This window comes from Micromonospora sp. WMMD987, from assembly GCF_029581435.1.
In the GTDB taxonomy this organism is placed as follows: Bacteria; Actinomycetota; Actinomycetes; order Mycobacteriales; family Micromonosporaceae; genus Micromonospora; species Micromonospora rifamycinica.
Genome location: NZ_CP120861.1, coordinates 5,838,020 through 5,859,244 on the forward strand (window position 1 = coordinate 5,838,020; position 21,225 = coordinate 5,859,244).

General features: G+C 67.1%; 21 protein-coding genes and 1 tRNA gene. 11 read left to right on the top strand and 11 right to left on the bottom strand.

Annotated features, from left to right (window positions below; all coding sequences use genetic code 11):
- Positions 1 to 109 precede the first annotated feature (109 nt).
- The 9 genes from O7612_RS24690 to O7612_RS24730 all read right to left on the bottom strand — a co-directional run bounded on the left by O7612_RS24690 (position 110) and on the right by O7612_RS24730 (position 7,742).
- Positions 110 to 1,366 (bottom strand): DUF3631 domain-containing protein, encoded by a 1,257-nt coding sequence (locus O7612_RS24690; RefSeq protein WP_282267744.1) that lies wholly within the window; start codon positions 1,364 to 1,366, stop codon positions 110 to 112.
- The gene (locus tag O7612_RS24695) at positions 1,363 to 2,259 is read right to left on the bottom strand and encodes a bifunctional DNA primase/polymerase (protein WP_282267746.1); all 897 of its coding nucleotides are present in this window, start codon (positions 2,257 to 2,259) and stop codon (positions 1,363 to 1,365) included. The genes O7612_RS24690 and O7612_RS24695 overlap by 4 nt, the downstream gene beginning before the upstream one ends.
- Before the next feature lie 275 nt (positions 2,260 to 2,534).
- Positions 2,535 to 2,774 (bottom strand): hypothetical protein, encoded by a 240-nt coding sequence (locus tag O7612_RS24700; RefSeq protein WP_282267748.1) that lies wholly within the window; start codon positions 2,772 to 2,774, stop codon positions 2,535 to 2,537.
- A 134-nt stretch (positions 2,775 to 2,908) separates the two neighbouring features.
- Positions 2,909 to 4,837, bottom strand: a complete 1,929-nt coding sequence (locus O7612_RS24705) for a conjugal transfer protein TraB (protein ID WP_282267750.1) — start codon at positions 4,835 to 4,837, stop codon at positions 2,909 to 2,911.
- 44 nt (positions 4,838 to 4,881) lie between these two features.
- The gene (locus O7612_RS24710) at positions 4,882 to 5,259 is read right to left on the bottom strand and encodes a hypothetical protein (RefSeq protein ID WP_282274041.1); all 378 of its coding nucleotides are present in this window, start codon (positions 5,257 to 5,259) and stop codon (positions 4,882 to 4,884) included.
- Between the two features lie 159 nt (positions 5,260 to 5,418).
- On the bottom strand, positions 5,419 to 5,886 hold the full coding sequence (locus O7612_RS24715; RefSeq protein ID WP_282267752.1) for a Pycsar system effector family protein: 468 nt from the start codon (positions 5,884 to 5,886) through the stop codon (positions 5,419 to 5,421).
- A gap of 224 nt (positions 5,887 to 6,110) precedes the next feature.
- The gene (locus tag O7612_RS24720) at positions 6,111 to 7,013 is read right to left on the bottom strand and encodes a DUF2637 domain-containing protein (RefSeq protein WP_282267754.1); all 903 of its coding nucleotides are present in this window, start codon (positions 7,011 to 7,013) and stop codon (positions 6,111 to 6,113) included.
- Between the two features lie 106 nt (positions 7,014 to 7,119).
- The gene (locus O7612_RS24725) at positions 7,120 to 7,488 is read right to left on the bottom strand and encodes an RRQRL motif-containing zinc-binding protein (protein ID WP_282267756.1); all 369 of its coding nucleotides are present in this window, start codon (positions 7,486 to 7,488) and stop codon (positions 7,120 to 7,122) included.
- A complete protein-coding gene (locus O7612_RS24730) occupies positions 7,488 to 7,742 on the bottom strand; it encodes a DUF6284 family protein (protein ID WP_282274042.1) in 255 nt (84 codons plus the stop codon). Before O7612_RS24730 ends, O7612_RS24725 begins: the two co-directional genes overlap by 1 nt.
- A 591-nt stretch (positions 7,743 to 8,333) precedes the next feature.
- Here O7612_RS24730 and O7612_RS24735 point away from each other — a divergent pair.
- The 10 genes from O7612_RS24735 to O7612_RS24780 all read left to right on the top strand — a co-directional run bounded on the left by O7612_RS24735 (position 8,334) and on the right by O7612_RS24780 (position 19,162).
- On the top strand, positions 8,334 to 9,173 hold the full coding sequence (locus O7612_RS24735) for a sigma factor-like helix-turn-helix DNA-binding protein (protein ID WP_282267758.1): 840 nt from the start codon (positions 8,334 to 8,336) through the stop codon (positions 9,171 to 9,173).
- Between the two features lies 1 nt (position 9,174).
- Positions 9,175 to 9,984, top strand: a complete 810-nt coding sequence (locus O7612_RS24740; RefSeq protein WP_282267760.1) for a protein phosphatase 2C domain-containing protein — start codon at positions 9,175 to 9,177, stop codon at positions 9,982 to 9,984.
- A 70-nt stretch (positions 9,985 to 10,054) separates the two neighbouring features.
- Positions 10,055 to 10,123, top strand: a tRNA-Arg gene (locus tag O7612_RS24745).
- A 341-nt stretch (positions 10,124 to 10,464) separates the two neighbouring features.
- On the top strand, positions 10,465 to 11,544 hold the full coding sequence (locus O7612_RS24750; protein ID WP_282267763.1) for an SAVED domain-containing protein: 1,080 nt from the start codon (positions 10,465 to 10,467) through the stop codon (positions 11,542 to 11,544).
- Between the two features lie 159 nt (positions 11,545 to 11,703).
- Positions 11,704 to 12,678 carry a hypothetical protein gene (locus O7612_RS24755; RefSeq protein ID WP_282267765.1) on the top strand — a complete coding sequence of 325 codons (975 nt, stop codon included), beginning with the start codon at positions 11,704 to 11,706 and terminating at the stop codon, positions 12,676 to 12,678.
- The gene (locus O7612_RS24760; protein ID WP_282267767.1) at positions 12,675 to 13,244 is read left to right on the top strand and encodes a hypothetical protein; all 570 of its coding nucleotides are present in this window, start codon (positions 12,675 to 12,677) and stop codon (positions 13,242 to 13,244) included. The genes O7612_RS24755 and O7612_RS24760 overlap by 4 nt, the downstream gene beginning before the upstream one ends.
- On the top strand, positions 13,241 to 14,533 hold the full coding sequence (locus O7612_RS24765; protein ID WP_282267771.1) for a ThiF family adenylyltransferase: 1,293 nt from the start codon (positions 13,241 to 13,243) through the stop codon (positions 14,531 to 14,533). The genes O7612_RS24760 and O7612_RS24765 overlap by 4 nt, the downstream gene beginning before the upstream one ends.
- 198 nt (positions 14,534 to 14,731) lie before the next feature.
- Positions 14,732 to 16,726 (top strand): hypothetical protein, encoded by a 1,995-nt coding sequence (locus O7612_RS24770; protein WP_282267773.1) that lies wholly within the window; start codon positions 14,732 to 14,734, stop codon positions 16,724 to 16,726.
- Positions 16,727 to 17,430: 704 nt separating this feature from the next.
- The gene (locus tag O7612_RS24775) at positions 17,431 to 18,765 is read left to right on the top strand and encodes a transcriptional regulator (protein WP_282267775.1); all 1,335 of its coding nucleotides are present in this window, start codon (positions 17,431 to 17,433) and stop codon (positions 18,763 to 18,765) included.
- A gap of 22 nt (positions 18,766 to 18,787) precedes the next feature.
- Entirely contained in the window at positions 18,788 to 19,162 is a 375-nt protein-coding gene (locus tag O7612_RS24780) for a hypothetical protein (RefSeq protein ID WP_282267777.1), read from the top strand.
- Between the two features lie 196 nt (positions 19,163 to 19,358).
- Here the strand turns inward: O7612_RS24780 and O7612_RS24785 are convergent, their stop codons facing one another.
- Entirely contained in the window at positions 19,359 to 19,568 is a 210-nt protein-coding gene (locus tag O7612_RS24785) for a DUF397 domain-containing protein (protein ID WP_282267779.1), read from the bottom strand.
- Positions 19,565 to 20,440 (bottom strand): helix-turn-helix transcriptional regulator, encoded by an 876-nt coding sequence (locus O7612_RS24790; protein ID WP_282274043.1) that lies wholly within the window; start codon positions 20,438 to 20,440, stop codon positions 19,565 to 19,567. Before O7612_RS24790 ends, O7612_RS24785 begins: the two co-directional genes overlap by 4 nt.
- 573 nt (positions 20,441 to 21,013) lie before the next feature.
- On the opposite strand from O7612_RS24790, the gene O7612_RS24795 reads away from it, so the two are divergent.
- Positions 21,014 to 21,148, top strand: a complete 135-nt coding sequence (locus O7612_RS24795; RefSeq protein WP_282267781.1) for an FxLD family lanthipeptide — start codon at positions 21,014 to 21,016, stop codon at positions 21,146 to 21,148.
- Positions 21,149 to 21,225: the final 77 nt, after the last annotated feature.

Genomic DNA, 21,225 nt, shown 5'->3' on the forward strand with positions numbered 1-21,225 from the left:
GGAGGTCGGTTCGTCGCTGGGCGGTCAGGGGTGCCCGGGGTAGCCGTCCCAGCCGTCCCAGCCGTCCCGTTGCAGGTCAGGGCTGGGACGGCTTGGGAGCTGGGACGGCTTAAGCCGTCCCAGCGGCAGGCTGGGCGGTGGTGGTGTGGGACGGCTTGAGCCGTCCCAGGGGGATGACCCGTCCCGGGGTTGAGCTGGGCGGGGACGGCTGGGACGGCTGGGACGCCTCCGGTGGGGGTAGGGCTTCGGGGCCGGGGCAGTAGCGCTGCCAGGCGTCGGTGAAGTCGGCTTGGTAGTAGCCCTTGACCTGCCCGTGGGGTGGCCCGAATCGGATGTTCGTGGACCGGATCTCGTACTCGGCCAGGAGTTGGCCGAGTTTCATGGCGGTGAGGCCGGTGCCGCTCTTGCCGTACTCGGCCCACGGTGCTTCGGCGTCGGCTCGCAGGTGGTCCAGCAGGATGCTGCTGGGGATGCCGGGCCGGTTCTGGGTGTCGGGCACCCCGGCGGTGCGGAAGATCGCGCGGCAGTCGGCCAGGAGCCGAATCCGGTCGGAGGGAACGGCTGCCCCGTCGCGTAGGGCGGTAAGGGTTTCACAGGCACGGCGTGCCCGGTCGGGCCAGGGTCCACCGGCAAGGTCCGCGACGGCCACGAGGGGTTCCCAGGTGTCGGCGGCGCGGTCTTCGACGGGCATGGGTGGTTCCGCGGCTTCGAGGGTGGGCAGGTTCGCGCGTAGCCAGGTGGTGAGCGTCCGGGCCAGGGTCCGCAGGGCCGGGCCGTCACGGCGGTGCCGGTACGGGGCGACCTGCTCCCCCGGTGCGCGGCGACGCATGCGGACGACGACGGCGCGGTCTTCGATGGTGTCGGGCATCGCCCCGATGCCGGCGAGGGCGGCCATGGCGAAGGTGGGGATCTTCTCCAGGCTGCGGGTGTTGTTGTCCCACCGGATCGCGGGGCGGTTGCGTTGGTGGCCGGCGTTGAGCAGGCCACGTAGGTCTTCATTGCCCTCGGCGGCGGCCCCGAAAATGGTGTCGGCTTCGTCCACGAGCAGGGTGGGCGGGTCGTCACTGCCGATGGCCCGGTAGACGGCGGCCGGTGAAGCGTTGACGGTGATCAGCGGCGCGTAGCAGGTGGCCTCCACCACGTCGAGCAGTCGGGACTTACCGCACCGCTTTTCGGGTGCCCGGATGACCAGGCGTGGGGCGTGTGCCCACGCGGGTTGGGCGTGGCTGGCGGCGATCCACAGCGTTACCGCGTCTGCGGCTTCCGCCGAGGGCAGGATCACGTACTTGGTGAGGCAGGCGTGTACCTGGTCAAGGATCGCCGCACCGTCGACGGGCTGATCGGCAGTGCTGGTTGGTGGGTTCATGCGGCGATTCCTTCGGCGCGGAAGCCCTCGGTGATGGCGGCGCGAATGTCCCGGTCGGTCTGCTCTGCCTGGTGGCCGGCGGTGGTGAGGGCGGCCACCGCGTCGTGGTGGTTGATGGCTCCGGCGGTGACCATGCGGGCGATGCCTCGGGCTGCCCCGTAGAGGGTGGTCCGGCGGCTGCCTTGCGGGGCGGTGGCGACCGCGTGCAGGTGTGCGGCGAGGAGCCGGTCGGGATGGGAGATGCCCCCCGCCTCCCGAGTGCTGGCCGGCGTGTGCGCCGGGACCGGGATCGGCAGGGGCGGGGCCGGTCGGCAGGCATCAACCAGCGCGGGGGGCATCTCCCGCATTTCCCGACGCGGCGCCCGCCGGTACGGGCGGCCCGTGCGTGGGTGCACGCTTGGGGGTAGCACCACATACCCGCCGTCGGCTTTGACGTCGATGCCGGGGCCGAGTCCCTGTCCGGGCTTGCCCTGACTGCACGACACCGGCTGTCCGGGGTGCCGGTAGTACAGGTGCAGGCCTCCCGACCCGGTGATCACGTAGGCGGTGGGTGGCAACAAGCCGGCGGCGATGAGCGCGTTCATGGTGTCCCTGCCTCCGTGGGCGGGGTCGACGTCGATCACGACGGTGCCGGATGGGACACCGGTGCGTAGGGCGAGTTGCCCGGTGGGGACGGCGGTCACGATCGCGGTGACCCGGTCGGGGTCGGTGGTGGCGGCGTAGAAGCCGTGGCAGGTCAGGCACGTGCAGGCTTCCCGGTCGTGGTCGGGGCCGGGGGTGGTGCAGGGTGGGCAGTTGGCGACGGGTCGTTTCGACCGGGCGAGCATGAACACCGGCCACCCACGACCGGCGTAGGTCAGGGCGGGGACGAGCAGCGAAGGCGTGTCAGGCATGGCGCTCCTCTTAGCTTCGTTCAGGGACGTCGATGCGGGTTCGGGCCGCCCAGCGAGAGCGTTCGGCGTGTGGGCCGGGCAGCGGGGGCCTTGCAGGTAGGGGCGGACATGATCGGGGTGGTGGCAGTAGCGCCGTTCCACGCCGATCCAGTGCCCGCACCGGATGCCATTCGGGGGCATGGGGCCGCTCCTTCCCGGGGGCGGCGTGACGATCGCCAGCGTCCGGCGGGAACTGGCCGCCAAGGGGTGAGAGCGCGAAGCGCGCCGTCGTCGTATTAGCGGTGGGATCGCAGCAGCGCCCAGAGCACGAACACGGCGACGGCGACGACGAGGGCGGCGGCGAGGAGCCAGTTGCTGAGGTCGCGCAGGAGCCAGCCGGTGATGCGGGCGCGGGCAATGGTGGCGTCGGCGTACCAGGCGAGGCGTTCGACGCGGCGGCCGAGGGGGATACCGAGGGTGATGCCGAGGAGGGTGCCGAAGGCTAGCGCGGTAAGGGAGATGGTGGCCGGGTTCATGGGTGTGCTCCTGTGGGTGGGCAGGGTGGGGTGGCCGTGAATTGCACGTGTACTTCACGGCGGGTTTGCCTAGGTGGGGGGCCGTGTAATCGGTGTGAAGTTCACGCCGATTACACGGCCGGCGCGGTGGCGGGTTAGGGGGTGCGCAGGATGCGGTAGCGGCCGTTGCGGGTGACCGGCATCAGCATCGGTTCGTGACCGGCGGTGAGTTCTTTGAGGGCTTTGGTGAGCCAGGCTGCGCCGTAGCCGGTCGCGGCGAGCACGTCACCGAAGTCTGCCGGCCTCACCTCGGTGTGCCCCTGCTCGGCGAGGATGGCGAGGTGTTCGCGGAGCAGGGTGCGGGCCTGTTCGGGGCCGACCTGCTTGGGTAGGGCGAGGGCGAACCGGCGCGGGGTCGGGGTGGTGTCGATCTCCTGGGAAGGGTCGACGTCATCGGGTGGGTCGTTGGGGTTGACGCCGGGGCGGGTGGCCATGGCCGGCACCTCCTGGCCGTCGTCGGTGTCGGTCGGGCGGATCGTCGCGGCGGCCGGCCCGGCGGTCGCGGTGGTGGCGGTGGTGGTGGTGGGGGTGGTGGGCATGACGGGGGCGAGAGCTTTGGCGGTGGTGGGGTCGAGGGGTCGGCGCACGGGTGCCCAGCCGGTGACGGCTTCGGCGAGGTCGGCGCGTTGGGCGAGTTCGGCGCGGCAGGGGATCGGCCACCGGCCGGTGGGGATGCCGGGGGATTCGATGTAGAGGTAGCCGGGTTTGCTGCTGCCCCACGCCTGCGGTGACGCTCCCGCGTCGACCGTCTCCCCGGTCAGCGCAAGCGACGGGTCATCGCGGCTGTCGATGCCGAAGCACACGTTCGTCGCGAACTGCGACCGCAGAGAGGTCGGTGCCCGGTCGTGGGTCCACCGCTGTTGGGACAGCACGAGGCAGATACCGGCCGACCGTGCCCGTTCAGCGACCTGTACCAGGGCCGGATGCCCGGACCACGCCGCCGATTCCTCCACCCACACCGTGAGGTGCGACAGCGAGCACCCCGGCATCCACTCGGTGAGGTCTTCGCGGCCGAGGGCTTCGGTGCGGGCGGGGATGACCTGCTCGGCAAGGACGTCGAAGAACGCCTCCGCATGGTCGTCCTCGGTGACCAGCAACGTCAACCCACCCTTGAGCGGCTTGACCGTCTGATCCCGCTTCACCGTGTCCACCACGATCAACGCCCCATCGGTGCGGGTCAGGTAGTCGGTCATGACCACCAACGCCCACTCGGTCTTCCCCGAACCGGTCATACCGGTCGCGCGGACGTGGGTGGCGGGGCGGACCCCGGGACGGCCGGTGAGCATCAACCCGACCGGCTCCCCATCCTCAGCCAGACCGAACCGCAACGGCGCATCCCCCACCGACCGGCCGGGGGCGGACGGGCCGGCCCATCCGATGGTGTCGCGGAGTTGGTCGACGGGCACGACTTCGATGTGGCCGGTGCGCACGCTGTCGGTGTTGCGGTGCACCCGCACTGCCGTCGGTGCGACGTCAAGCGCGGAGGCAATGGACTCGCGGGAGCCTTCGACGTCGGCGAGGGTCTCACCGTGGGGCATGGCGATCGACGCGCGGACCTTCGCCCCGTCGACCTTCGGCCGTCCGATCCGCGCATCCCGCAGAGCAGCGACCGCCTCAGCGAGTCCCCCGCCCCCACCGCCGGTGGTGGTGGGTTGTTCGTCGGGGTTGGCCTTGGCCATCAGCCGCATGACCGCGACCGCGACCGACGCGACAACGGTCCCGCCGGCCCACACGTCCAGCCAGGGGCGTTCCCAGGGTGCGCCGATCGTCGCGCCGAGCGCCCACGCCGATCCGGTCGCGGTGAGCAGCGTGGACACCCGCTGCCGGATGACACCCCGCGCCCGGCCGGCGGTCCAGGTCAGCGCGGTGAGTCCGCCACCGGCAGCGGTGATCCCGGCCGCGGCCCACGGGTTGGTCCCCCACCACAGGTGCGACGCGGCAGCAGCCGGCCACGCGAGCAGACACCCGGCGGGGCAGACGAGGTAGGGAAGGGCCGCCGACCGAAGGTCGACCCTGTACGACATCGGGGAGAGTCCCCCGTGGCGGGGCATCCTCGTGCGGCGGCCCATCAGCGGCCACCCCCGTCGCCGGTGGTGAAGCGGAACCCGTCGCGGCGCGGCTTGTAGCCGACGGCCTGCAACTCGGGCATGTACACGGCTTCGAAGCGGGTCGAGGCGGTCACGATGTACTGCGACGCGGTAACGAGGGCTTCGGAAGCGTGGGTGATCGGGCGGGCGACCTGCCGGGCGCGAGCGCGGCCGGTGAGTCCGCCAACCATGATGCCGCCGCCGACGACCCGCAGCCGGGCGTCGAGTTCGGAGGCAGTCACGCCGAGTTCCAGAGCGGCGGCGTGCAGGATCCGGCGGGTGGAGTTGAACCACTCCACCAACGCCACATTGTCGGTCAGCGCGTCGGCACCGGTGAAGACGCCACGCTCCTGGGGCATGCCTGTCATGCTGTGGTTCTCCTTCAGTGGGAGGGCCGGACGCGGAGACGTTTCCTAGGCGGTACCGCGTCCGGCACACAACGGGGATAGTGCGGGCCGGTCGGCCCCCGCACCCACCCACACCCGAAGGGGTGTGAGTGAGCACGGCCGGGTGACCGGTCAACCAAGCAGGGCCAGAGCAGCCGTGAGCGCGGTGCCGACCATGCCGGCCAGCAGCAGATCCACGGCGGTACGGACCCGCCGGTACTTCCGCACCGCCGTGCGGGACAGCCACACCAGGTGATGCGCCCGTTCGGCGGTGGTGGTCAACGGCGAGGTGGTGGCTTCGGTCATCAGGTCCCCCGGCACGGCAGCCGCGTAGTGGACCAGGCCGTGATCACCGCCGAGGCACGGCCGGACCGCACCAGCGAGCAGTCCCACCGCCGTGCCGACCAGCCCGACCGTGACCACACCGGCGGCCAGGGCCGGGCCGGGCAGGTCGGTGCGAGCGAGGATCGCCACGCCGACCGTCAGCGCGGCTCCGGCGACGGCCATCAGGGTGGACGCTTTGGTGTCGGCGCGGGCGAGTTCGGCGCGGACTTCGGTGATCCGGTCGGTGAACCACACCGGGTCGGGTACTGGCACCATCAGAGATGCCCTCCTCTCACATGAGGGTTGGGTGACCGGACCGGCGGCACAGCACGGGTTTCTCAGGCCAAGGGGCTGTGCCGCCGGGCGGGGTCAGCGGGCGGGTTTCGCCGCGTGGGGACGGTTGACGTTGCGGGAGTTGACGTGCCGCCAATAGGGGTGGCTGTCGTCGTCAACCCACTCGATGACGCCGTGGCAGGTACCGCACACGTCCTGCACCCGGGTCACCGCTTCGCCGCCGCGTTGATCCGCCCGCCCAACTCGACCAGGCAGATCGACGCGACGACGACCAGGCCATCGACGGACAGCGGGAGCAGATACTGCGCCCCGTTCGTCTCCCCGTAGTGCGCGGCGACGGAGGCCATGTGCCAGTAGGACACCCACGCGGCGATCCCCGCGATCAACGCCGTCGCCGCCCACCGACCGATCGCCAACCGACGCGAGTGCACCGGCACCCGAGAGATCAGCTCAATCGTCAACAACAGCGCCAGGGGCGACCACGCGGAGATGACCTGACTGATGATCTCGTCCCGGGCGTGAAGCACGTTGCCCGCGATCGACGCGGCCACCCCCAGCGCAAGCACCACCCGCACCGCCCACCGGATCCGCTTGAACTGCCGGACCTGCCCAGCCCCAGGCCCCTCCGACACCGAAACCGGTTCGGGGATGGGCTGCGGGTCCGGGGTGGGGGTGATCTTCGGACCCGGGTGTCCGTCCACCCGGACCTGCGACAACTCACCCACCACCCGGCGACGACGCAACCACCCCCGACCCGGACGGGGCACCTCGTCAGGCTCCGGGGCGACGTCGGGCTCCGGGGCGACCGCCACCGGCACCGGATCCGAGGTCGGGGCCGGGACCGGGCCGATCGGCTCCGGGTAGTCCCACACCACCGGCTCAACGCCAACGGCCGGGTCCGGGCTGACCACCGGGTCCGGGGTGGCGATCGGGTCGAGGGTGCGGGTCAGCAGTCGTTCGCGTAGCTCGGTGGCCTTCGGAGCGCCGATCTTGAACTGCTTCTGAAGCCGGTTACGCGAGGGAACCTCGCCGAGCTGGTCGGCCAGCGCCAACGCGCCCGGGTAGAGGTCATCGACACTGCGGGGGTGGACGCTGGCAGGAGCGGTCATCGGAGGGTCTCCTTCACCGTCGGGGTGGTGTGGTTGAGGGCGTGGGCGAGGGCGAACGGGGCGAGCATCACCAACGGCCCGCCCAGCAGAATCAGCAACAGCCAGATCACCAGGGGACTCCCTCGAAGCAGTCAAGGCACTCGTTCAGCGAGCGCGGGATGTAGTAGGGCTGGACCCGCTCGCAGACGCGGCAGGTACGACGGGCGGTCAGCGCCTTGTCGATAGCGGCACGCTGGGCGGGGGTAGCCGTGCGCTTCGGCCGGGCCAGATCAACCCGGTAGAGGTAGGCGGCGCGGGTGCCACCGACACCACGCCAGAGGACCTGAGCGGCGATCTCCTGACCACCCGGGCACAGACCGGCCGCCCGTAGTTGGCGGCGGGTGGCGTAACCGGGCGGGGCACCCTGCCACCAGAAGGTGGGGATGCCGTACCGGTCGCCGTCCGGATCGTGGAAGACGGCCCGCATGCGGGTCATCAGGCGACCCGGGACGCGGCCTGCCCCCCGGTGGCCGGTCGCCCGGCCACCTCGGCGGCGACGCGAGTGACGCGGGACTCGGCCCGACGCAACCTGCGCCAGTCCAACGGCGACGGACCACCCCGGTCATCGGCGTAGAACAAGCTGATCTCAGCGTCGAGCACATCCAACTCAGCGGCGATCACCGGCCACTCAACATCGATCGCGGCCAGGTCATCGCCGGTCGGCTCGATCGGCGTCACGTCGAAGGACATCAGGATGGTTCCTCTCGGAGTTAGGAAGATCAGCGGCGACGGCGACGCTTCGGCGGACACGGGCACGCGGCGCTGTTGATCACCGCGTCGCACCGGTTGCACTGCCGCAGCGGGGACGAATTCCGGACGGAGATCCGGACGTTGACGGCAAAGCTCATGGGGATCACCTCTCGGATCAGCGACGGACCGGGGTGCGGCACCGACCGGCACCGCACCCCGAAACGAATCAATGGCCCAGCCAAGCCGGGCAGGTCAAAGCACGAGTAACCACCGCTCGTGCACGACGCCTTATCGGGGAGGCGTAGCCCCTTCCTCTATGCAGTTCTCAAACACCAGGCGCACAGCGGCCCGTACGCGAACGCCGCAGCCGTAGCCACAGCGCCGTCGCCGACAACCAACCGACGCTCTTGCGGTTTACCCCCCTGAACCGACCCGGTTCGCTGGGGTGCACACAGCAGAACATGGCAACCGCGAGCCGGTCAAGCCCCCTAAACCCGAAGGGTCGCGAGGGGGCAACCATCCGGCTGAGGCTAGGCCGGGTAGTCGCAGGTAGAGTGCGATTAGCCCCCTAGACCGATGACGGGAGACTGCGTGACGGCCGACGTTGAGATCGCGGAGATCACCGACCCGAAGCGTCGAGCGCTAGCCATCGGCGCAAGGATCGACGAGCACCAAGCGGCGATAGCCGAACTTTCCCGGTTGCGACGCGAGACGTTAGAAGAGTTGATCGCAGGTGGAATGACGCAAACTCAGGTTGCCGATCTGCTCGGCATGTCCAAGGGGCGCGTCTCTCAACTCATGTCGGTCGGACTGCGGCCCGAGCGCGCATTCCTTGGCACCGGAAAACTCACCGTAGCGATCGGCGCCAAGCGGGAAAGCAATCGGAGTGATCCGAGCAACGTTCTTTCCGCCGAAGCATTCAACGCTTACGAACGACTTGGCGCAGCCGCACGGGCCGCCGGCCTTGATGCGGTCAATGAAGTCGTGCCAGCGCCAGGCAACGTGCATCTCAACCGGCCGAATCTAGTCGTGCTCACCAACCCTCGCCTGCTGCCATTTCTCGGACAGGTAATGGAAGCTGACCCACACATTCGGTACGTGCTAGACGACAAAGGCTGGCACCTGGTCGACCTGACCACGGGAACCGAATACCGGTCGCCAAGAGACCATGGAGAGCCTGCCGATTACGGATACGTCGGCAGACTTCCTCGGCCCGACCGCAAGGGCACCTTTCTTTATCTTGCAGGCACGCACGCGCCAGGAACTCTTGGTGCCGCCGCCTATGTGGCAGATAATCTGGCGGAACTGTACAGAGAATTGAAGACCAGGCGTTTTTCAACTATTGTCAAGTGCGTGTTCGAGCCTGGAAATCAGTTGAATATAATTTCGACCGACCGGGTAACGCCGCTCTACCGGCACGAGGGGGCTTAGCGTGCGTACGCTGGTAGCGACCGAAGCTGGATCACCGGATGTTCCGAGCGAGGATCGCGCGGTCACCGCGCCAAACTTCGTTGCAGTCTTGGATGGGGCAACTGTCCGCACGGAAACCGGATGCACTCACGGGGTCGCGTGGTACGCCGACCATCTGGCAACAACCCTCGTTAAGAATGCCTCGCTCGGGCCGACTGACGCCCTAGCGATTGCCATACAACAAACAGCCGATCAGCACCGTGATACGTGCGACCTAAGCCACCCGGGCACGCCATCGGCTGCCGTTGCGGCTATACACATAACCGAAAGCACGTTGCGATATCTCGTACTTGGCGACGTGACTATCGTTCTCGACCTCGAACATGAGAATGCAATTGTCACCGATGATCGAGTAAGCAAGACCGCGCTTGCAGAACGCGCAATAGCGGACGCGCTACCAAATGGCTCACCCGAAAAGGCGGCAGCGCTGGTTCGAATGAAGCATGCCGAGTTAGCCGCCCGAAATTCCCCCGGCGGTTACTGGATAGCTGCGAGCAATCCACAGGCAGCCGAGCACGCCATTACAGGGCATATAAGATTGAGTAGCGTACGACGGTTTGCGATCCTGACCGATGGCGTCACACGAATTGTCGAACCGTTCAGGGTCTACGACTGGAGCATGGTGCTCGACGTGCTGGAGTCAGCCGGGCCAGCAAGGCTCATCGGTCAAGTGCGCGAAGTCGAGGCCAGCGACCCACGAGGAAAGCGCTGGCCCCGTAACAAGCCCTCCGATGACGCGACTGCCGTCTACTGCGACGGCTTCCCTCGGTGAACGCTGTGCCAAATACGTGCCCAAGTCCACGCCGCCGGCCCTTCCCGGCTTGCTCCTGACCAGCTCACAGGCCCTTTACTGTCGTCCATGATCCCGCCCTCCGGAGGCGGGGGCGCAGGTTCGAATCCTGCCGGGGGCACGTCACAGAACTGCAACAACGCAGCGTTGCTGATCGGTTTCTGACAGTAGAAGCCAACTTTGCGATCGCCTAGACCGACGATGCGAAGCCCGGACCGTGTCTAGGCCTCGCATCAGGTTTATGGCCCTGATCGTCTTGCGGGCATGCTGGCGGTGGACGGCCACTTACAGCCAACGGGTTGATCTCGGAATCAGCCTCTGTCGCCGCCTCCGTGGCCACGGGCACCGGCCGCCCTTCGATGGCGTTCCTGTCATACAGTGACGACCGATCTCTGTGGGTGTCGAGGATCCGAGCGTTCGACCTCGATGACGTAGGCGACCCAGGTCCGAATGGATTGGTTGATGACGCAGCAGGTAAGTGCTTCGCCTCGGCTGACGGTCGTGGGCTCCGGACACGCAGGGCGCGGCGGGGGCGGCTTCTGGGAGGCATTTTCCGACGGGACCGCGGCGATCACTGTTGGTGGGGTTGTCGCGGGGGGCTTCGGCGTCGAGGCGATCAAGTCGCTGATGACTGGCGAGGCGGCCGGGCGTTGGGGGTTCTTCCTGGGCTGTGTAGCCGGGGTGGCACTCGTGGTGTTGGGGTTTTGGCTTCGGGGTCGTGCCCAACGCCGGGTGCGGGTGGGCATCGTGGTCACCGCGATGGACGCGCGGCGAGGTCTGGCACGGGCGCGGCAACTCGATCAGCAGGCGGAGACGTTCAGTCGCGACACGTGCTCAGTTACTCTGAAGACGGATGTCGAACTGTCCGGTGACGGGTCCCGGGATCGACAACTGGTGGACCTACTGGCCGACGAGACGCTTGTGGCGACGATGATGGCGGAACGGCTCACGCCGGACGCGGCCCGTATCAATCTGATTCCCACGATGCCGTTGAACGCGGCCTTCTGGTTCGGGGCACGGTTGGGGCATACCCACGCCCGAGAGGTTGCGGTACACGCGATCCGCCAGGCTGACGGATCACCACCGTACTTCCCGGCCACGTCCCTGCGCGCGGTGGAGCCGACCGTGAGGCCGTTGATTGCGGAGCGCCTTGAAGCGGTTGATGGCGGCGACGCGTCCAAGGTCGCGATCGCGCTGGATCTCCAGGGGTTCGGTGACCAGTTCACCGATCAGGTCATGGCGGCCTGCCGCCAGCACGGGATCGGTTACGTGCTGCGGCTGCACTCGTCCACGTCACGACTAGCGGAGGACGGCGAGACGTTCAGTGGCGTCGTGGAGCAGACGTGCCTAGCCTGGCGTACGGCCGCGCTGCCCGCTGCCGCCAGGACCGGCCATCACGCCATTTTCCTCAGTGGCCCGGTGGCGATCGCGGTGGCCCTGGGTGCACGGCTCGCCGCACCTGAGAGGAACAAGTGGACCGCGTTCACGTTCGACACCTCGACCAGTTCCTACGAACCGTTCCCACCGCCGTCAGTTTCCTGAGCTGGGATCGAGCGCGTCCCCCGCTGCACGACGTGAAGAAGTGTCGTACCCCCGGCCTACTCTTGAGCTGCAGGAGTGGCCGCAGGTCAGGGAGGGCCGAGCCGTGGTGTGCCACGGCTCGGTGACTGGTGCCATTGGATTTCCATGAGGGGGGATTTGGTGACGTTGAACGAGGCGTTCGACGCCTTCCAGCAGAAGGTTGACGCGGACCCGGAGCAGGTCAAGGAGGCCCGCGCCCGCCGCGACACGTTCAAGACGGCCCTGGGCAGCGAGACGGACGTCGTCGATGTCTGGGGGTCCGGGTCGCTGCGGCGCAGCACGCATATCGGGCCGAAGATCCACGATCTGGACCTCGTGGTGATCTTCGACTCGGACGAGCACCCTGAGTGGGGGCAGGCCGGTGACTCGGCCGGCGAGGCGTTGGACGTGCTGAGCGGGAAGGTCAACAAGCTGCTCGGCGTGACGAACGGCACCGTGGAGAAGCTGGTCCGCCTCGCCAGCCCGCGCGATCATGCGGTGAAGTGCTTCATCGACCTGCCAGGTGACAAGGACGGCTTTACGGTCGACTCGATGCCCGCGCTCCGGCATAACGGGGCGTTGCTGATTCCCGAGAAGAGCTCAAGCCTGTGGGTTCCGGCCGATCCGATGTACCTGGTGCAGGAGATCGCCAAGCAGAGCGCGAAGTGGGACTTCTACCTGCGCATGATCCGGGTGCTGCGGTGGTGGACGCGGCGGGCCAAGGTCGACGGCAAGGTCAAGAAGCTGGTGGTGGAGGTGCTCGGCCTCCACCACCTGCCGACCGGCTACTCACGGCCGGAAGCCTTGAAGAGATTCTTCACCGCCGCCGCGATCGCCGTCGGCAACGGCCCCGTCAAGGACCCGGCTGGGCTCTGCGGTGAGATCCAGCGGGATCTTGACTATGTCGGCCTGCGTAAGTCGTTGGCCGACGCCGCTGACCTGGCCGATCAGGCTTGCGAGGCGGCCGAGCAGGGGTACACGGGCGACGCCAAGCGCCTGTGGCGTGATGTGTTCGGCAACGACTTCCCGGCACCGAAGGGCAAGCCCAACTCCGGGCCGGCGCTCATCGTCCCGGCAGTGGCCCCGCGGCCCATCCAGGACGCTCCTCAGGGGTGACCGTGTCGGACCGTCATAGCGTCGTGTCGGTCAACTGGTGGGAGGCCGAGCCGCACCGCTTCGCCCGGGACCAGGCCGAGGTGACCGCTCGGTTCCCGGATCTGCGCTGGGTCGCCGAGGACTCTGGCCGGTGGGAGGGCCGCCTGCCGATGTGGCCCGTCGACCGCCCTCAGCCACCTGGCCTGACCGAACTGCTCGGGGGCCGGGGGATGACGGTCGTTATCGTGTATCGCCAGGCGTACCCCATGGTGGCCCCTCGGATCTACCCGGTCGATCCACGCCCGGAGCCCCTCGAATGCACGCAACACCGCTGGCATGTGCTGGGCGACGGCAGCCTATGTCTCTTCCAGACCGAGACGGCCTGGACACCGAACGACTCGATCGGCGATCTGATCGTCAAGGCCGCAGCCTGGCGCGTCGAATACGCCCTCGTCAAGGCAGGCGCCATCGACGGGATGACGCTCAACGGGATCGTCAGTGACAGCAGCCACGACGCCGTCATCACCCGCACCGCAGTACCGGTCAGCAGCGGTTCACCAACGAATTCGGTGGTGGGGGCACCATGATCGGGCCGCTCATCCTGCTGCCGCGTGACGGTGCCCGCCATCTCTTCGCGGCCTCCGGCGCTCACGGCGCGATACGTTTCAGTCGTGCGCCTCTAGACCACCTCACCCTCATCAGCTTCGTGCATAACGGCACAGCTGGGTACCAGATCAAGCTGCGCCCCAGGCTGCACCCGCTAAACAACGCCGACCCCGGCGGCGACGGGCTCTGGTGCAAGGTACCGGCCGACCTTCACCTCGCCTGGTACGAGATCGCTAGACGCCGGGCGGCGATGACCACGTTCGACGCCTTCAACGACATGGTCCCCGTCGCCTTGAAGGACCCCGGAAACACAGGCTACGTCGTCCTCACCTATGCGCCGGACGTTGCCGCTGAGCCGTACACCGAGGTACCGATCCCGTTGTTCGCCGGCTGGTTTGTCACCCGGCAGGGTGCCGAACCAGTTCGAGTAGAAACCGAACCCGAGGCGACCGGCCTCGACCAAATCCGCCGCTACTGGCCAGTGGACGACCTGGCAAAGGTCACAGCACTGGTCATCGGGGTCGGCAGCATCGGCGGCGCTGCCACCCGAGCCCTCGCCGGGTACGGCATCGGTCGGTTGCAGCTCCTAGATCCTGACCGGCTGATGTGGCACAACATCGTCCGCCACGTGCTGCCCGAACAATACGTCGGACAGTACAAGGTCGACGGAATGCACGCTCTCCTCACCGAACGCTACCCAGACACTGCTGTGGAGGCCTACCGCCTCGACGTTGTCGAGCACGCCGACCAGGTACGCGGACTCCTCACCGACACCGACATCGTGCTGTGCTGCGCAGACGGGGTCACAGCCCGACGAACCGTCAGCCACCTCGCACGCCGAGCCCACCGCCCCGCAGTCCTCGCCTGCGTCCTAGCCGACGGCGGCATCGGCGAGATCATCCGGCTCCGCCCCTGGCCCGATCACGGCTGCCTAATGTGCCGAAGACAAGCCCTCATCGACGCAGCCGCTCTCGACCCGGAACCCGAACTCGAGGCCACCTATGGCACCGGCACACTGCACCGCCCGATGACTGCGGTCGGCTCCGACCTGACTCTTATCGGCGATCTAGCAGCCAAGATCACCGTTGCGACAGCGCTGGAGGCAGCCGGCCACTTTGAACACCGCTTACCCGCAGAGACCCTAACGATCGGACTGCAAGCCCGCAGAGGGTGGACCGGTCCATTCGACCTCGGCTTCACCGGGCAAACTCGATGGACGCCCGGGACACCGCCGATACAAGGGTGCTTTACATGTGCACTCCCTGACTAGCTGACGAGAACACGTGGTGTGGCCCTCGGTTCTCGTCGTAGATGCCGTGATTGTCAGAAGGTGCAGCCATGACGGAGCGGCGACGTCCTGCCCGGGTGCCATGCAGCCGAGGCAGTCTGAAACAGGTTCGCCGTGGCTGCTCGAACCCCGCACCATGGTGAGGTGAACTCCGCTGAAGGCCACCGTAGGAGCCCGCAGATGGCGCTGACCACTCACTCCGACAGCAGCGACACAATCATGACCGCCGCAGATGCCAGCACTGACGAGCGGCTCGCTCACCTGTTCGACGGCATCTTCTCTGTCGCAGAGGAGTGGCACGACCTGCCAGAGCGCCTGCACCAGCTTGTCGAGGGGAGCGGCGTTGACCTCGACGAAATGCCTGGGGCGAGTCTGCGGTGGGCCCTCGGCTACTTCCTCGACGAGACAACACGGCAGGGCCGGGCAGAGGTGCAGTTGTCCTGGAAGACCGGATCCGACACGGCCGCTGCACCTCCACACCGCAGCCCTTCCGGGGAGAAGGTGCTCGACCAGTGGGAGCGGCTAGCCGCACTCGTCACACACCCGGCCGCCGCCGCCCGACTACGTGATCTGTTGGCACAGGGCCGCCGCGGCACTCCGCACCAATCGGCGTCCGCAATCAGTCATTACCTCCAGCATGTTCACCAGCCGCAGGCAACGATCTCCCTGGCAAGTGGTGCCGAGGTTACCCGCCGCTGGTCGCAACATGCCGTGGACTTGTCGCTGGGGCGGGCTCTGACACTTCTTCCGATTGCCAAGGCAACCCCTGCCGGACGACCGGCGGCCGACCAGGCTCTGCGGACCGGCCTGGATACTGCGGCAGCCGCCATTCGCTCGCCGCACTCTCAGGTAGGTACGGCGATGAGCATGCTGCGCCTGCTGACCGGCAACCGAAATCACCTCGCCCTCGCCGATCGCGACGAACTGTTGGCCATGACCGACGAAGCAGCCGCCAGGTATTCGGACCTTGACCATGTCATCGATGAACTGGCAGAGCTGCAGATTCAACTCGACCCCGGCCGCCGGGAGGCCGCCCGCCGAATGCAGGTCCAAGTCCGGCTAAACGCCGCCGCAGCACTGGCACCGATGGTCCAAATGCTGCGCTTTGAGGAAGCTGCCGGCCTCGCCCGGGATCACCACCTGGTCGATCTGCGGGCCGAAGCGGTACGGCGCATGCAGCAGCTCTCCAACGCCGACTTCGGCTTCGAAGCCGTCACATCCGAGGCTACTGTCCCCGGAGAAATCCGCGACCGCCAAGTACGAATGGCCAGTGACGGCGCCAACTGGCGGGAGGCACTCGCCAATTGGTTGAACACCCCATCGCCGTCGGGAAGCCGCTCCGCTAACGAACAATACGTCCGGGAAATCACCCACCACAGCTTCGTAAGGACATTAAGATCCCACCACTTCGGCACTGGACAGCTCCCGCGATGGCATGCCATTACTGAGGCAGACAAGGATGCGGCCGACCTCGCCTGGTTTGAGAGCCTGCATTGCGCAGTCAACGGCGAGATCCTCGCTGAGGCCCTCGACCGCATCGTCCGACGCCATGGTGCTCCAGAGGAACGGGAGCTCACGCTGTTCCTCTCCAAGGATGGCGCTGATGCCGACCTGGCTGCGGCCCTGGCCCGTGCACTTCGCCGATATTGGGCAGGCGACCTAGAGGGCGCACTGCACACCTCGGCCGTCCGGGTTGAAGCCGCCGCCCGTAACGTTGTTCTCCTACTCGATGAGCCCGCCTTCACCGTGGCCAACAACGATACCCAAGGCCGATTCGTCGGGCTGGATCAACTCCTGGACATTCTTCTCCGCCATGACTTTGACGAGGATTGGGACCGCTACTTACGAACCCTACTCCTCGGCCCGACCGGGCAGAATCTGCGTCACGCCGTCGCCCATGGCCTGTTTCTCAATCCACCCTCCGCTGCGACCGCCGCGCTAAGCCTCCGTGCCTTCGCCTTGTTCGTTTGCCTCTCACGCCAGCCACCAAGACTCAATACCCCGGCCACCCGTCCGCTGCCGGGGCCGACCTGGACAGTCACAGATGCCCTCGCCCGAGCCATGCGCCTTGGTGCCCGTAGCCCTCGCATGCTCCTGCCACTGGTCAGAGCAGAGATCAGCGCCGTGGGACGCATCGTGGTAAATGTCAGAAGGTGGTTGCTCGGCGGTCACTGATTGGATCCAGTGCGGCCCACGTCTAGTCGATCCGCACATCTGCTGGCCGTAAGATCGGGCGCACTGTACTCGGCTATCTGTACGTCCAGTTCCAGATAGCTCAGCGCGCCCGTCACGCAACGTCACCGATCTGGATCGCCGCGAAGTCAAGGGGCAGTCGTCGTGCGTAGGTCGGGATCAGCGCGTATGCACTGGCAGCTGTACCTGACTCTGTAGTCGGACCTGTACGCCGACAGGTGGTCCTGGTAGCTGCCGGAACACCACTGCCAGAAGTAGCCGGTCAAGAACCGCTCGTCGTCCAGCAGCTCGTCAACTCCCTCCGGCTCAGCCCGCAGGCACTTCGAAAGACCCGCTTACACAGGTCTTGTGGAACACGATTTCGACCCCCACCAGTCACCGTTCGAAACCAGCCTGACGTTCCGTTGGTAGTCCGCCTTGTGATCAGGTAGTTGCGCTGGCATGCTGACGTGGCATTCCGGCAAACCGGACCGTCTGGCCGCCTCGTTCGGCAGAAGGGGGGCCGAGGTCCAGCAGACCAGGGATGAGGGTGGCAGCGATCTTGCAGGGCCGCCCGATAGGACTACCAGCGAGTTTCGACGGGCGGTGATGGGTTGGCACCGAAGTCGGGTGCGTCAGATGGCCCCAACACCCTACTCAGCGACGCCCGCCGTCGACTTCTGTCCCCGAGCGGTTCAGGCCGACGGATGTCCCGGCAGGAGGTCGCCGAGGCGGTCAACAACTACCTGTGGGACACCTACGGCACGAAAACCAGCATGGACGCTAACCACGTCGGGAAGCTTGAGCGAGGAGAACACCGCTGGCCCAAGCCCACGACCCGGGAGGCATTCCGGGCGGTGCTGAAGGCATCGCGGGACGCCGACCTGGGCTTCTACATCACCCGTGGCCAACGCCATTCTGATCCCGTTGCGCACCAGATGTCCCCTGGCAGGATGCCCACCCCTGGTGATGATCACGCTGGCGAGTCGCTGATCGGCGGGGAGATCACGGACACTGGCGATATGAACCGCCGCGAGTTGCTACGCGTGCTGAGCCTGACAGGTGCGCTGTTGGCCGTGCCCGTCCCGGGCAGCCAGCTCGACTGGGCGCGCATCGAGTCCTCCGGTGAGGGGAACAGGCGCCTAGACCCAGCGACCCTCGACGAGTACGAGGGGCTGAACGCCCAGCTGTGGGCGGCCTTCGGCGCGGCCGAGTCCAAGGCGGCAGTATCACCGCTGGTCAACCGTCAGCTGACGATGCTCACCGCCAAACTACGTCGCTCCCACACGACACCCGTGCACCGTCGGCTCTGCGGGGTCACCGCTGACCTGCTTCAGCTCGCCGGCGAGGTCGCTTTCGACGCGAACGCGTACAGCGAGGCCGCGCACTGCTACACGCTGGCAGCGACCGCCGCCCGAGAAGCCGCTGCGTACGACCTCTGGGCGTGCGCGATGATCCGGCACGCCTTCATCAGCGTCTACGAGCGCAACTTCCGGCACGCAGCACCGATGCTGGCCGTTGCCGCCGATCTGGCCCAGAACGGAGACAGCGCGCTGTCGACCCGGCACTGGGCACGAACTGTGCAGGCGCAGGCTTTCGCAGGCCTCGGCGACCTGGGCGGATGCCGGCGGGCGCTCGACCAAGCTGAGGAGGTCAATCACCTGCCCGGCCGAGTGCACAACGGCGGTTGGCTGCGCTTCGACGGCTCCCGGCTCGCCGAGGAACGCGGAGCCTGCTACGCCGAGTTGAGGCGCCCAGACCTGGCCGAGCCGGTGCTGTCCGGCGCTCTGTCTCAGACCCTCTCCACGCGACGACGCGGAACCGTTCTGACGGACCTCGCCTTGGTCGGAGTCCAACGTAGCGACGTACACCAGATCGTGCTCTACGGCAGCGCCGCCCTCGACACTGCCCGCCAAAGTGGCTCGGGCGTGGTCGGCTCCAAACTTAACCAACTACACCATCACTTGCGGCCGTTCCTTGCCGACACTCACGTGCGGCATCTCAACCGCCAGATCAGCGCCTTGACAACGGCAGGGAACTGACACGACCAGAGGGGGGACCAGCGTGCAGGTCGAAGAACCGGGGCGTGTGTTCCGGGAGGCATGGATCGCGGGAGTCCGTAAGCACTACCCCGGCGAACCGAAACCGGGCTACGTCACGCCCTGGGAGGATACTCCCGAATGGGAACGGGAGAGTGCCGCTGCTGTGTATGAGCAGGTCCGCCAGTTCATCGAGGTAGCCGACGGTGCAACCGCGAAGCTGACCCGTGAACAGAAAGGACGCTTCGTCGCCCTGTGCTGGATTGCGCAGATATTCAAACACTTCCCCAGCCCGAAGGCTTCCTACGTAGCCGACTGGTCAGACATGCCGGAGTGGCACCAAGAGACCGACTCGGACATCTTCGAACACATTGAGCAGGCGCTCGTCTCGACGCGCTGAGCGGACGACAGGTCGACAGTAGAGCGCAACTCCCGCTTCATGCCCGCATCGCCGTCCGGCTCCTTGTGAGCTGGCGCGAGATTGGCGGGCACGGTACGACGTTCAGCATGAACTACGCCTGCATGCGGTGAAGCGCACGTCGGCCGAGGTCAGCACGGCGCGCCCGGCTTCCCGGGCGCGCCGACGAGGCAGCAGCTCAGTAGGCGTCAAACTCACCGTCGCGGATGGCGTCAGTGAACGCCGTCCACTCACCTCGGGTGAACCCCAGCACTGGTCCCGTCCGGTCCTTCGAGTCCCGCATGCCCACGGTGCCGTCGATCGCGACGGCGACCTCGATGCAGTTGTCGCCACCGCCGGAGCGGCTGGACTTCCGCCAGTTGGTGAACTTCTCGGGGTGCATGGTCATCTCCTGGTGTAGTCGGGCAGTTCCTCCGCCACGCTGGCGAGGAAGTCGAGGCTGTCAGCAGGGCTGAGGGCCGCGGAACGCAGGCGCTCGTACAGGGAGGCGTAGTTGGCAACCTCGTCCGGGTCGGTGAGGACGAGGTCGCTGGTGACGGTGTCGACCGCGACGACCACCGGATCGCTCGGGTCGGGGTATCGGTAGCTGAAGTACGACGAACGGGGTACCGCGTTGCCAGCGATTCGTGCGGTCAACCGCAGTACCCGGATCGTGGTCTTCTGCTTCTCGTGACCGACGTTGATCAAGTGGTCGAGCTGCGCGCGAACGACCTCCGGCGGTGCGGCCTGCCGACGGATCGCGAGCTCATCGATGATCACTTCGTAGGTGGGTCCGCCGGGTCTGTCAAGGACCCGTTGCCGGGCAGCTCGGGCTTCCAGTGCTCGCTCTACCGTGAACCTTCGGGGGTAGGCAGCACGATCTGCCACCGCGCGGACCTCGGTGTACGCCGGAATCTGCAACAAGCCCGGCAGCAGGGTGATGTGGTACTCGGCGATGTGCTCCGCACCGGCTTCCAGGTCCGCGTAGAGGGCCTGGCGTGGTCCCATCTCGACGCGGAACTTCTCCCACCAGCCGTTCTCCTGGGACTCGCGCGCGATGGCCATGATCTCTTCCCACCGCTGCTCGTCAACCCGAAAGTGGTCGAGAATTCGCATGATCTCGTCTTGATCTGGTCGGACTCTCGCGTTCTCCAAACGGCTCAGCTTCTGCTTGGCAATCTTTGTCTCTTTGCAAAGCCGCTCAGCGGAGTAGCCGTGTTCCTCCCGTAGCCGCACGAGTTCGGTAGCGAGCCGGCGACGCCGCACATATGGACTGATCAACGAAACCCCCGACGAGAGACGCGAATCGCCCCGGCGATCCATTCTGACTGGACCTCGGCGACGAGAGCGTAACGCCTGTTTTGCCGATCACCGCCAGCGCCGATCACGCTTTCCGCATAGAAGCCCCTGGTCAAGCGCGCGGCGACCGGTAAGTCTCCCCCTAACTTTCCCCATTGGCCGGTGTTCCCGGGGCTACGCAAGAACCGCGATCGTGGAAGCACCACAAGCGATGTGTCTACGGCTTAAGTGGGGTCATGCGGCGACAGGTTCGCGGCGGACTCTCACGTCCGAGGTGCGGGAGGAGCGGCATGCACGTCACGAGCGCAAGGCTGATCGCCATCAACGCTACCGGGGTCCGTGTCGGCGCTACGCCGGAAGATCTGGTGCTCGTCCGGCGGACCTGAGGCTCCTGCCCGCTGTTACTGCCGGGGAGAGCGTGGCGGCGGGCAGGCCGAACGTCGCGAATTCTCTTGGGACGCCGTTCAAGGAAGGCGGATCGATCCGCCAGCCAACGTGCCGGTAGCTGCGGGGGCTACCTGCCCACCCATCATCCCAGTCCCATTGGAGGTTGCCATGAACAGCCTGCTCGCCGTCAGCGACGACCCGTTCGAACTCGACGTACAGATCGTCACGGAGGGTCCGGTCGCCGCCGCTCTGCTGGGCGACACGGACGACGGCTGCGACACCGTGAGGGGCAGCGACTGCTGACCGAACATCCCCGCTGGTTCCGGCAGGCGATCCCCCGGTCCCTGCCGGAACCAGCACCCCCTATCCAGCCATGTCCT